Genomic DNA, 13602 nt, shown 5'->3' on the forward strand with positions numbered 1-13602 from the left:
CTATTTAAAATAATTTATTATCCATGTAATGTTCGATTGCGAACAGTTTTGTTCGGTTTTAAAAATACAATGCTGCAATATTTAAAGCTTGACAACACCAAATTCCGATTCAGGGAATAAATTCCCGGCGATAATGTCGGTCATACCGATGGCTTTTCTATTTAAAAGAATTCGATATCAGCTAAATTTCATCATAGCAAAATCAGATGTTGAATAATGCCAGGTGGTCATCTATACAAAAACGGTTTTACCAGATTTTCAATCTGGCAAAACCGCGTAACTAACAGATCAGGTTTAAACTTATTCCGATTTCAGTGATTTAACAGGATCCATCAATGCAGCGCTGACAGACCGGTATCCGACGGTCAGTGCAGCAATCAATAATGTGGCCCCGATGGCCAGCAGGAAAATCCCCGCTCCTATTTCTTCCCTGTATTTAAAATCCTGTAACCAGCCATTCATTACCCACCAGGCCAATGGTGCGGCAATGACAAATGCGATGAATAACAACCGAATAAATTCTTTTCCAAACATCCAGACGATATTTCCTATACTTGCTCCCAAAACTTTCCGGACTCCAATTTCCTTGGTTTTCTGAGCGGCCATGAAAGAAACCAGACCGTATAATCCCAGACAGCCAATGAAAATGGCGACACCGGCAAAGAACTGGATCAATTTCAACATAATATCATCCAGGGCGTAAAATTCAGCAATTTTATCATCCAGAAAAGCTGACTTAAATACGTATTCCGGGTATGTTTCACTCCATATTTTTTCAATAGCAGCCATCGTCGGTTTCATGTTGGCCATATTAACATTGACCGCATAATTCCGGTAACCCGTATAATTTGCCATGATACAAATTGGATCGATGTTGCTCCTGAAAGAATAGTTATAAAAATCTTTTACAACGCCAACAACCCTTGCTTTTTGGGTATTTCCATTGATACTTATCAGTTTGCCCAGAATTTCATCTGCCGATTTCAGTTTAAGTTTTTTTACCAAAGTCTCATTTACAACAAACTCTCGCAAAGTATCAGACGGCATAATATTACGGCCAGCAACCAGTTTCAAGCCAAAGGTTTTCAAATACTGATCGTCAGCACTTTTCATATTAATGCCAAATTGTTCGTCCTCAGCACGCGCATCGTATCGCAGACCGGTTGTATTGTTGGAACTAGCGGCGGGCGCATTAAAACAGAATGTTCCGGATTTCACACCGGGAAGTTCAGTGATCCTGGATTTTAGCGTGCTCATTTTCGCAAGATCATTGACAGGAAGCGGCATCATCACCATGGCATCCTTATTAAACCCAAGATCCGATTGTTTTGAAAAACGCATCTGGTTTGCAATGACGATGGTGCCGATGATCAGGATCTGTGAAATCGCAAATTGTGTCACAACCAGCCCTCTTCTCAACGTAAAGCCACCAGCACTTTTTTGGGATATTTTTCCCTTCAATGCTAAAATTGGCTGGAAACCTGCCAGAATTAATCCGGGATAAGAGCCTGAAAAGAAGGTTACCGTCACAACTAAACCTAATAAAAACAAAATCAAGGTGATATCTGAAATCAGGGAAATAGTTAAATGCGCTTTGAATAGTTCATTTACATAAGGTAAGGCGATGTACGACAAAATCAGCCCGATCAGCAACGCGAAAAATGTGATCAAAGCCGTTTCTGAAATAAATTGCCAGAAAAGCTGTGATTTCAAACTGCCTAAAACTTTCCTGACACCGATTTCTTTCGAACGACTTAATGCCTGAGCCGTAGCCAGATTAACAAAATTTACACAAGCCGTTACGATCAGGAAAATGCCAATAAAAGTCAACGCCCAAAGGTTTTTCTTTTCCATATACCCACCCAATTCTGCATTGAAATGGATATCAGAAAGCGGTTGAAGCTTGAATTGCCAGCCGGGCGCATCCTTTGCTGAGTAATATTTTTTAGAAATGAGTGGAAGTGACTTCTCAACAGTGGCCTGAGCAACGCCCTCTTTCAGTAAAACGAAACAGTTTGATCCTGAATAAACGCCCATCCAGCTATCGTCCTTTGCTATCCATGGATTTTCGTCTTTCAGATTTTCATAGGGAAGATAAATTTCCTGATTCCGGTCTGTATTGACAGGAATATCTTTTAAAATGCCGGTAATTTTATAGTTCGTCTCATTATTGATCCGGATGAGCTGACCAATGGCATTTGTCTTTCCAAAATATTTCTCAGCAATTTTTTCGGTAACAATGGCGGTATTGGGCTCTAACAATGCTGTTTTTCTATCCCCTTCCAACAATGGAAAATTCATGATATCAAAAAACTCCGGCTCTGCATAAGCCACCCCGTTTTCTTCTTCAAATTTTTTGTTGTCTTTGGAGCCCGGAAGAGAAATCAGCTGGTCGCCATATGCTATAACCCTGGCCGTTTTTTCAGCAAAAGCGAAATCGTTACGAAATGCTTTTCCCAGCGGACTTGGTACACCACTTTCCAGACTGACCGTTTCATTATGAAACTCCGTCAACATCCGGTATACACGGTCAGAATTTGGATGGAAATTATCAAAACTCAAATGATACCTGACCAGCGTGAAAATCAGGATGGCACAGGTGATACCCAAAGCCAAACCCAACACATTGATAAAAGCGTAGGCTTTACTTCTTTGTAAATTTCTGAGCGCGATTTTAAAATAGTTTTTCAGCATAACTTTAGAGTGATTACAAAGCCAATATCGAAAAAACTATTCCATTTTAACTATTATCTGATTATCAGATACTTAACCAAATTAAGGTGTTCAATATCGAACAATTTGTTCAGTGACGGACGATTTTTATTTTTGTGTTATTTTCAAATCGGAAAAATCTCCATCTGAACCATATCCAACCCAAAATCCAATTTTCCCGTTATTATTATTCCCAAGCTTTTTAACAACCAGACTTGGCTGAGCACTGTTGTTCACAAAAACTTTAACGTCCAGGCCATCAACAACTATTTTCGCATGTAACCATTCTTCCGGCTCAGGCGCCGGATTTATAGGTTTTTCATATTGATTCGGATGTTCCTTTCGTAAAACCGGCCAGTCAAATTTTGGCAGGGAAATATATTGGACTGAATGATTTTGCCTTTCTGTTTCAGTAGATCTGAAATTGAAGGGACGGAAATAAATGGCATCATAAGTACTGTCATTGGAACCGTGAAAAGCAATCCCGACAAAACTTTGCTGCAAAACATTTTTTCCTTTTACATCAAATTCGATAATTCCATCAGAAAAACGGATATCATCGATCCATGCAATCCCGGCCTCAGGTTTTCCATCGAGATGCAAAACATTTTTCTTAGAACCGGAAACAATTTCAGTTGCCGAACGATTTACAACATTAATTTTATTGGCTTTTAACAAAGCAGATAAATCCGGTTTAATGATTTTTTGCGCCTGACAAACCAAACCTGCGAAAACGAAAACTATTACAAAAATTGATTTAAACATATTTGGGATTTTTAGTCTGATTTACATGCATTTTGTTTTTTACGCAAAGCCAAAAAAGAAAGGGGCAAAGTACGCAAAGATTTAAACTTTGCGAGCTTTGCTCCTTTTTCTTACCTTCTTAGCGTGAAACTCATTTTATTCCGATTTGAGCGATTTGACAGGATTAATAAGCGCCGCCTTTATTCCCTGAAACATAATTGTAAGCACCGCAATGAAGAGCGACAAGCCAGCCGCAACCGCAAAAATCCACCAGGAAATATCGATCCGGTATGCAAAATCACTCAGCCATTTTTGCATAAAATAATAGGTAAGCGGACTTGCAATCAATATGGCGATTACAATGAGTAATATGAAATCTTTTGATAAAAGTCCGACGATACTGACCACCGAAGCTCCCAGTACTTTCCTGATGCCAATTTCTTTATTCCGGTTTTCAACTGTAAATGTTGCCAGTCCGAAAAGTCCAAGACAGGCAATAAAAATGGCCCAGACAGAAGCCGTGGTGAATATCTGGCTGTACTGTTTTTCAGATACATATTGTTTGTTGAAATTTTCATCAACAAAGAAATAATCGAACGGATTATCTGTAAAATAATTTTTATAAATCTTTTCAAGCCTGGCTATTTTTTCCTGCATATTATCCGCGGTAAGACTGATCGTAATATACTGGCTGCTATTTTGCGGGTAAAAAATGATTGGATCAATCGCTTTTTGCAGGCCAGTATGATGGTAATCTTTCACGACACCAATGATTTCAAGATAACGCTCATCCCATTTAATTTTGGTTTTCAAGGCATCTTCCGCCGACTCAAATCCAAGCTGCTGAATGGCTCTTTCATTCATAATCACCTTTGAATTTTTATTCCATTCTATGTTGGTTTCCTCCGGCGTAAAATTTCTTCCTGCTTTCAGTTTCAGATCATAAACATTCAGATAACGGTCACCGATGATCGTGAAGGCATATGAGGCCAGTTCATCACCGGCTTTGGAGCCCGGCTGGGTAAATCCGGAGGTGTTGAAATTATAAAAACTGCCCGGCACACTTCCCGAGAGCGCATAATCTTTTACAAAACTTTGCGAACTGATCTCATTCCAGAACGCAGCTTTACGAACTTTATACGTACTGTCTTTCCCAATTTCCGGTCCGCGGATCACCAGCAACTGGCTGGTTTTTACCCCCAGATTTTGATTCTGCATAAATTTCAGCTGACTGTAAATCACGATGGTGACCAGCATCAAAGCAATAGAAATACTGAATTGAGAAACGACAAGCGATTTCCTTAAAAAAGCACCTTGAGACGTTTTAGTCAGCTTCCCTTTAAGGATTTTCACTGGGTTGAAATTCGATAATGCATAAGCCGTGTAAACTCCTGACGCCAGCATTCCGATCAGAAAAACGCCCAAACCAATAATCCAAACGGGGGAATATCCCAGAACTTCAAGTGAAAGATTTTTTCCAATCAATTGATTGAAAAAGGGTTGAAGTATATAGACAAGCAGAATAGCAACGGAGAAACTCAAAAAATTCACCAAAGCGGACTCACCTAAAAATTGACCAATCAGATTCCACGGCGTGGCTCCTATTACCTTTCTCACACCCACTTCACTGGCGCGTTTAAGCGAATTTGCTGTGGATAAATTGATATAATTAAACCAGGCAATCAATAAAATCAAAAACGCAATTGCGCCCAAGGTGTAGACATACTTGACATTTCCTGAGGTTTGATAGGTATCACTTAAATTTTCAGCCAAATGAATATTGGCGGCTGGCTGCAAACGGAACTGGATGCCGTCTTTATCTGTCTGATTCTCTTCCCTGAATCTGGAAAGTTTTTGTTCCAGCGACTTATAATCTGCTCCTTTATCTAATAAGAGAAAAGTGTTGATATACTGATTGTCATCGTTATTCAAATTTGCCCAGTCATTTCCATTCAGATTTGCCGGATTTTCAAGCGTTTTTAATGAAAATACCATATCCAGATTAATATCCGAATTTTCAGGCGATTCGTAAACACCTTCAACCGAATAGGATAAAGTACCAAACTGATTGGAAAGTGTCAATACTTTTCCAATCGGATCGGTTTTGCCAAAATATTTATCAGCAATTTTATTTGTAATAAATACGATTTTAGGTTGATTCAGCGATTTTTTGTTTCCTTTTAAAACCGGAAAACTGAAAAAGTCGAAGAAATTCCCATCAGCATATCCAATGTTATTTTCCCGGAAAGATTCTGCTTTGTTGCCTTCTGTTTTAACGATCCCTTTGGCGATGTCATCTGCAAAACGACAATAATCCTTAATCTCACTAAAATTCTGTTTCGCCTTTGTGGCCCAGGCAGGTTCCACTTCCGCCCAGGTGTTTCCCTTATTATCCAGATTGATCAGGCGGTACATTTCCGGCAGATTCTTATGGAATTGATTTACACTTTTTTCAAAACTCACATATTCAAGGATCAAAAGAAAAGCGGCGATACCCATGGCCAGCCCTGCAATATTAATCGTGCTGTAAACCTTATTCCGGATCAGATTCCGGAAAGCAATTTTTAAATAATTCCTGATCATGATTAGTATAGGTTAGAAAAGTGAAATCAGTTACGCATTATTCAGATTTGAGTGATTTTACCGGATCAGTCATTGCAGCTTTAATGGCTTGCGAACTTACTGTAATTAAAGCAATTACAATCGCCAACATACCCGCAGCAATAAACATCCACCACTCCATTTTGATACTGTAAGCAAAATCCTGAAGCCATTGTCCCATGACATACCAGGTAAGCGGTGTAGCGATCAGAATAGAAATGAGAACGAGTTTGATAAAATCGCCGGACAACAAAGCCACGATACTTGGAATGGATGCGCCCAGGACTTTTCTCACGCCAATTTCCTTTGTTCTTTGCTGGGCTGCAAAAGCTGCGAGTCCAAATAAACCCAGACAGGAAATTAAAATTGATATAACCGTAAACGTGTTGATAATACGTGAAGTACGGGCATCTGCTGAATAATTGCTTTGAAAATCTTCATTCAGGAAAGTGTAGGAAAACGGCTCCTCCGGTACCAGCGATTTCCATTTTGTTTCCAAAAATGGCAAAACTGCGCTCAAATCCTTTGTGTTAACGTGCGCAATCACGTAGTTGAAATTAGTATCATTATTCAGGAAAAACGCGTACGGTTCAATGACTTTATGTAAATCTTCAAAATGAAAATCCTTCACGACACCCACGATTTCCAGTGAACCAATTTCGTTTTCATTCATATTGAAATTAAGTTTTTGCCCCACGGCTTTGTCAAGCGGTATTCTGAATTTTCGTAAAGTGGCTTCGTTGACAACAATTTTATTATTGGTATCAGCCGGATAATCTGCGGAAAACATGCGTCCGGCAGCAAGTTTAAAATCCATCGTTTTCATAAAATCGCTGGCCACACCATTGGTTTTGATCAAACCATCTTCATTCACACTTTGTCCCGGAAGGAAAACAGACATATCACTTGGATTGATGATTCCGGGATAATAGGATGTACCCGAAGCTGCCGAAACCTGATTGTTTTGCAGAATTTCGTTTTTCAGTGCAGTGTAAGCTTTTTTGGCTTCAGGGCTGCGCAGAGGAATTACGATTTGCTGATCCTTTGTAAACCCAAGCGGCTGTTCCTGCATAAATTTGATTTGCCCCTGGATCACCATTGTAGCCACAACCAGCCCGATTGAAATTACAAACTGAAAAACAACCAAACCTCTTCTAAGCGTTGTTGCTGAAACCGAGTTAACAAATTTCCCTTTGATCACATCCAGAGGATTGAAAACCGATAAGTAAAATGCAGGATAACTGCCCGCTAATAATCCTGTAATTATTGCCAGACCGATGAATGCAAGTGCAACTTCTGGTTTGAATAATTCCGAAATACTTAAATTTTTATCCGCCAATTGATTGAAAACGGGAAGAAAAACGATCACTGAGATAATCGCGACGATCAGAGCCAGGAAAGTTAGTACCATTGACTCGCCAAGAAACTGGCCTATCAGACCATTTTTCCCTGCTCCCATCACTTTGCGGATACCAACTTCCGCCGCACGTCTGGCTGAACGCGCCGTGGCCAGGTTCATGAAGTTGATGCAGGCAATTAATAAGGTGAACAGCGCAATGGATGCGAGTATATACAGGTATGTTGTGCTGGTAGTCGCTGTTACAATTCTGTCAATTTTGCTGAAAAGGTGGATATCTTTTACAGGTAAAAGGAAAAGTTTTTTATCAAAACCTGCGGCTCTTAAATCCTTACGCGCATATTTTTCGATGAAAGAAGGAAGTTTGCTGCTGAATTTTTCTGCGCTTGTTCCGGGTTTCAACCTTAAATATGTATAGAACATATTGTTGTTCGTAAAATCCAGATCCGGTTGTCTCAGATAATCTCCTACCCAACCCGAATGTATTGAAACAAAATAACGCGCATCAATATGCGATCTGGCACTTTCATCACGAAATACGCCGGTCACCTTATAATCTTCATTATTTCCTGATCTTCCACCGATACGAATTGTTTGATTCAATGCTGATTCTTTGCCAAATAATTTATGCGCAACATCTTCTGAAAGTACCACCGAATGCGGATCGTTCATGGACGTTCTGGCATTACCTTCGACAAACTGATAGGTAAAGACATCGAAAAAAGTTGAATCAACGCTGATTCCTTTGGTTTCATAAAATGATTTTTCAGGTTTTCCGGGCTGGTTAACTTTCAGCAAAGTTTTCGCTTCCAGAAAATTCCACCATAATCTTGTAACCTGTTCCACTTCCGGAAATTCCGCCTTTACAGCCTGCGCATAAGGTGCCGGAGCTCTGGGATTATCCATTTTATCACCATTGGACTGTACGTTTTCACTTCGTAATAAATATAAATCATTGACATGTTCCTGATGTTTATCAAACGACATCTCGCTCGTGATGTATAATAAGAGTAGCATACAGCAGGTCATCCCGACAGACAAACCAAATACATTTATGGAAGAAAAAAGCTTACTGGAAAGCAGGTTCCGCCAGGCGATTTTGAGATAATTTTTAAGCATTTTATTGAAAGTTTTCTGGCTGGTTGATTTTGAGGTTATTTTTCTCTTGCTGATTTTTGTTAATCCGTCCGACGGTAAAAAAAACCGTCGGACGGGGTGCATGTATTGCTGTTACTGGCTTTTTAAAGTTTTTGCCGGATCTATCAAAGCTGCATTTATTGCCTGGTAACTTATGGTTAATACTGCTATGGCTGCGGCGAGAATTCCTGCGAAGGCATAGATATCCCAGGTAATATCAATTTTATATTCATAGTCCTGCAACCATTTCTGCATCAGATACCAGGCAATCGGCGAGGCGATGATGGCGGAAATCAATACCAGGATCAGGAAATTTTTTGTGAGCAGTCCCAGTATACTCTGTACGGATGCGCCTAAGACTTTCCTGATTCCGATTTCTTTTCTGCGCTGTTCTACCATAAAAGCTGAAAGCGCAAACAAACCCAGTGAGGCTACAATAATTGCTAAAATTGCAAAGCTGCTAAAAATCTGCCCCATCCGGTTTACGTCATCATACATTTTGGAAAAGTTCTGATCCATGAACGTATAACGGATCGGCTGGTTTGGAGCCATTGAATTCCAAACTTTTGATATCGATTCAATCGCACCTTTCGTATCTGACGTACCAATTTTAACTGAAACAATCGAAGGACTTGTACCTAAACTCATACAAAGCGGGTCGATACCATCTTTCATAGATTCGAAGTTAAAATCTTCAACAACGCCTATAATTTCGAGTTTATTTCCATTGTTCGTTTCATTGGTTATATACTGCCCGACAGGATTTTTCAAACCAAGCTCTTTGGCAAGTTTCTGGTTGATGATAACCGCTTTTTCATCCGTCTTACGATCTTTTGAAAAATTCCTTCCCTGAACGATTTTCATTCCCAGGGTTTCAATATAGTCATAATCCGTTACCCAGAACTGTCCGCTGGTTGAAGCCATTTCCTTTGTTTTTCCGTCCAGCCAAAAGGGATTTCCATTCCGTTTTGTTTCTTTGATCGGCAAATAATCACTTACCGTTGCATTTTTGACTTGCGGCAGTTTCTTAATTTCTTCTTTAAAAACAGCGACCTTGTCTCCCAAAGTATTTGTTCCATGTACGAGCAAAACCTGATTCCTGTTATAACCCACTTTTGCATTTAGTATAAAATTAACCTGACGGTAAATCACAAACGTTCCGATGATCAGGATAATGGAGGTTGTAAATTGAAAAACGACAAGCGTACTTCTCAGGTCCGCACCTTTTTTCCCTTTTACCAGTTGCCCTTTCAAAACATTGATTGGTTTGAAACCGGATAAATAGAACGCAGGATACAGACCAGCCAAAATCCCGATCAAAACTGAGCTGAGAATCAGAACCGGCAGCGGCCACCATTCGGAGAACGGGAAAACCAGTGATTTGGAAGAAAGCGAATTGAAAAAAGGAAGAAGAATATAGGCCAGCACAAAACCGAGTGAGATTGAAACAAAACTGATAAGCAGTGATTCTGTCAGAAACTGGTAAATTAAACCGCTCCTTTCCGATCCTACTGTTTTTCTTAAACCAACTTCTATGGCCCGATTGGCCGATTTTGCTGTGGATAGATTAACAAAATTGATACAGGCCAGCAAAAGAATAAATCCGGCAATAGCGCCAAAAAGCCAGATAAACCGCATATCACCATGATTTAATCCATCCCGGATATCGCCGTTTCTTAGATAGATTTGAGAAACCGGCTGTAATTGATACTTTTTATTTGCCTCAATTTCACCCGGATTGATCTTTTGTCCGCTGGCAATCAGCTGGGGCATGTAATATTTTTTGGTGATCGCCAAGAGTTTCGATTCGAACTTATGCTGATCCGTTCCTTCTTTCAACCTTAAATAAGTCTGATAATTGGTTGCCAGCCAGTTTGTTTGCTCACCGTCATAAAATACCACGCCAGCCATTGTCATCAAAAAATCAAAACCTACATGGAAATTTTTCGGGAAATCTTCTATAACACCTGTAACTTTTCTTGGTTTCGAAGCATCGTCATTAATGATCATAATTTTCCCGATCGCAGTTTCGCCCGGGAAAAACTTATCTGCTTTTGACTTTGTGATGACGAGGCTGTTTGGTTCATCCAGGGCATGTTCCTGATCCCCTTCCAGCATTTTCAAACCCCAGATATCGATCAGATCCTGATCCATATACACAAAACGTTCTTCATAAACATTTTGCAATTTATCGGACCTTCTGATCTGGTTTGGTCCGGCTCCAAACAATTCACTGCTTAAAAATCTTCCGGCTTTTTCGACCTCCGGATAATCCTCCTTAATGACTTTGGCCACACCCGCCTGTTGCCATGTATAAGGAATTATTTCTCCCTGATATTTTTCGACAGCAACAATTCTGTATGTGCGGTTTTGAAACGGAATATCCTCATCATAACGAAGCTCGTCTTTTATGAATAGGGCTATCAGCAGGCAAGCCGCAATACCGATGGCAAAACCACCAATTTTGACAAAGGAATACATCTTCTGATTGACAAGATGGCGCCAGGCGAGTTTGAGATAATTTTGAAACATAGTCTTTAAATTTTCAGGCTGATAGATTTATACAGTTTTCCAAATTTTGTTTACCCGTCCGACGGTGAAAAATCCGCCCACCTGTTATTCAGATTTAAGCGATTTAACAGGATTTACCAGTGCCGCTTTTATCGATTCGTATCCGGCTGTGACGGCAGCTACTAAAAAAGTTATGGTAATGGCTAAAATCATAATTTCTGCTCCGATTGGAATCCGGTACTCATAATCCTGCAACCAGCCATGCATCACGTACCACCCAAGTGGTGCGGCAATCAGGAAGGCAACACCTATGAGCAATGAAATTTCTTTACCGAACAAACCGATGATGTTGACAATACTTGCACCCAAAACTTTCCGGACACCAATTTCCTTTGTTTTTTGCGAGGCCATAAACTTGACCAAACCATACAATCCAAGGCAGCCGATGAAAATGGCAATGAAAGAAAAAACCCGGATCAGTTTCAGCATCATGTTTTCGAGCGCATAACTTTTCGCAATATTGTCGTCCATGAACGACTGCTCATACAGATAGTCAGGGAAGTATTCATTCCATAATTTCTCTACACTTTTCATGGTCTGATGCAGATTATTGGTATTCAGCTTCACAGCGCAGCGGTAGTTGTAATCCTTGTAAGTGAATATTGCAATGGGATTGATCCCGCTTTTGAAGGATGTATTATTCCAGTCTTTCAATACGCCATAAATAGGTGCAGTTACATCCCAGATTTTCAGATTTTTACCAATAGCCTCAGCCGGACTTTTCAGACCTAAACGTTCCACGGCTTTTTCATTGATCAGGTAACCACGAATGGTATCACTTTTGGGAATGTTTTCACCGGCAACAAATTGAAGCCCGAAAGTTTTTACATAGTTATCATCAGCATTTTTCGTGTTCATGCTCCACAACTCGTCCTTCTGTCGGGTATCAAACCTGACATTACTGTTGTTATTTGAATTTGTTGTTGGGAGAAAAAGGCAAAAAGAAGCGTCCGAAATACCAGGAATTTCTAATAATCTTTGTCTGAAAGTGGTCTGATTTACTTTATCTGGTGTAGGAATAGGCAACTCGGCAATCCCCTTTGTTTCATAACCAACCGATTGAGATAACATATAATCAACCTGATTATTGACAACCAAAGTGCAAATCACGAGCAATTGGATCAATACAAACTGAAAAACGATCAGCCCGCGACGAAGCGAAATTCCCCCGATCTGCCGGGTTGAAATATTTCCTTTCAGCGCCAGTACAGGCCTGAAACCTGCCAGAATCCCTCCCGGGTAAGAACCAGCCAAAAGCACTACTCCGACAAAAAGTGACACCATGAAAATCCACAACAATCCATCTGCCCAGCGGATATCTACCGGCCAGGTTCCCGGCTGATCCAGCCAGCTATTGATGTGTGGTACTACCAAAACTGCCATTGCAAAACCAATAACCAGCGCGGCCAAGGTGATCAAAGCGGTTTCTGTCATAAACTGAATAAAAACCTGACTTCTCGTTGCTCCCACTGCTTTGCGAACACCAACTTCTTTGGAGCGTCGCAATGCCTGCGCAGTGGCCATATTGATAAAATTGAAACAGGCAGTCACAATTAAAAATATCCCGATCACACTCATGATCCAGACCCATTTCATCGGCATGGCACCATCGTAATTTTCAGCATGGTGCATACTTGCGAAAGGTATCAGCGGATGTTTGTAAAAAGCGTAATCTTTGCCATGATATTTCTTGTTCAGTGCTGTTAATTGTTTTTCGACACCTTTAATATTTACATTTTCCGGTATCAGAAGAAAACAGTAAGTATTTGAATTTACGCCACCCCAGTTGTCAAGCCCGCTTCCGCCATAATTATATTTAGGATTGGCAATTAATGTTTGAAATGATACAAAGAATTCGAAAGGCAGATCAGTATTCTCCGCAACGTTGTCAATTATTCCGGTTACCTCCAGATTAAGTTCGTTTTCCAGTCGGATACTTTTGCCAATCGGATTTTCAGTACCGAAATATTTTTTCGCCATCTTCTCACTGATCACAATCGTATTGGGCTTGCTCAACGAAGCTGGCGTTCCTACCTGCCAATGTGTATCAAAAATGGAGAAGTATTCAGGCTGGACAAATGCCAGATTTGGCCCCTCCTCTTTGAACTTTTTAACTGCCTTGCCACTGTTATCAAGAGCGGCCATGAAGGAATTATATTTTTCAAAACACATGCTGGATTTGTACTGCGGAAATTCTGCATCCATTGCTTTCCACATCGGTGCAGGTACACCACGCGAATAACCAACACCATCAGAATGAAACTCTGTTGTGATCTGATAAATGTGATCAATATTGGTGTGTGAATGGTCAAATGAAGTTTGAAAACGTATAAACCAGAAAACAATCAGCGCGCAGGCCAGACCGATTGAAAGACCGGCAACATTAAGCAAAGCATACAGACTGTTACGTGTAAGATTTCGCCAGGCGATTGTGATGTAATTTTTTAACATGACCGACAGAATTAAGGGATAGGAAATCA

At 40.3% G+C, this 13602-nt stretch carries 6 protein-coding genes; all 6 read right to left on the reverse strand.

All coding sequences use genetic code 11. From position 1 onward, the window contains the following. Positions 1 to 300: 300 nt before the first annotated feature. The 6 genes from LXL81_RS19265 to LXL81_RS19290 all read right to left on the reverse strand — a co-directional run bounded on the left by LXL81_RS19265 (position 301) and on the right by LXL81_RS19290 (position 13573). Positions 301 to 2694, reverse strand: coding sequence for an ABC transporter permease (locus LXL81_RS19265; protein WP_234648396.1), 2394 nt, complete (start codon positions 2692 to 2694; stop codon positions 301 to 303). A 126-nt stretch (positions 2695 to 2820) separates the two neighbouring features. Continuing rightward, positions 2821 to 3477: a hypothetical protein gene (locus LXL81_RS19270; RefSeq protein ID WP_234648397.1), complete on the reverse strand. Its 657-nt coding sequence runs from the start codon at positions 3475 to 3477 to the stop codon at positions 2821 to 2823. Between the two features lie 135 nt (positions 3478 to 3612). Next, positions 3613 to 6039: an ABC transporter permease gene (locus LXL81_RS19275; protein ID WP_234648398.1), complete on the reverse strand. Its 2427-nt coding sequence runs from the start codon at positions 6037 to 6039 to the stop codon at positions 3613 to 3615. Between the two features lie 37 nt (positions 6040 to 6076). Then, positions 6077 to 8533: an ABC transporter permease gene (locus LXL81_RS19280; RefSeq protein WP_234648399.1), complete on the reverse strand. Its 2457-nt coding sequence runs from the start codon at positions 8531 to 8533 to the stop codon at positions 6077 to 6079. Between the two features lie 111 nt (positions 8534 to 8644). After that, entirely contained in the window at positions 8645 to 11083 is a 2439-nt protein-coding gene (locus LXL81_RS19285) for an ABC transporter permease (RefSeq protein ID WP_234648400.1), read from the reverse strand. Between the two features lie 84 nt (positions 11084 to 11167). Continuing rightward, on the reverse strand, positions 11168 to 13573 hold the full coding sequence (locus LXL81_RS19290) for an ABC transporter permease (protein WP_234648401.1): 2406 nt from the start codon (positions 13571 to 13573) through the stop codon (positions 11168 to 11170). Between the last annotated feature and the right edge of the window lie 29 nt (positions 13574 to 13602).

It is taken from the genome of Dyadobacter sp. CY356 (genome assembly GCF_021440195.1).
Taxonomy (GTDB): domain Bacteria; phylum Bacteroidota; class Bacteroidia; order Cytophagales; family Spirosomataceae; genus Dyadobacter.

Bases quoted from the DNA above. Each gene is read 5' to 3' on its own strand.
- LXL81_RS19290 (WP_234648401.1), bottom strand. From the start codon at position 13,573: ATGTTAAAAAATTACATCACAATCGCCTGGCGAAATCTTACACGTAAC.
- LXL81_RS19265 (WP_234648396.1), bottom strand. From the start codon at position 2,694: ATGCTGAAAAACTATTTTAAAATCGCGCTCAGAAATTTACAAAGAAGT.
- LXL81_RS19280 (WP_234648399.1), bottom strand. From the start codon at position 8,533: ATGCTTAAAAATTATCTCAAAATCGCCTGGCGGAACCTGCTTTCCAGT.
- LXL81_RS19285 (WP_234648400.1), bottom strand. From the start codon at position 11,083: ATGTTTCAAAATTATCTCAAACTCGCCTGGCGCCATCTTGTCAATCAG.
- LXL81_RS19275 (WP_234648398.1), bottom strand. From the start codon at position 6,039: ATGATCAGGAATTATTTAAAAATTGCTTTCCGGAATCTGATCCGGAAT.
- LXL81_RS19270 (WP_234648397.1), bottom strand. From the start codon at position 3,477: ATGTTTAAATCAATTTTTGTAATAGTTTTCGTTTTCGCAGGTTTGGTT.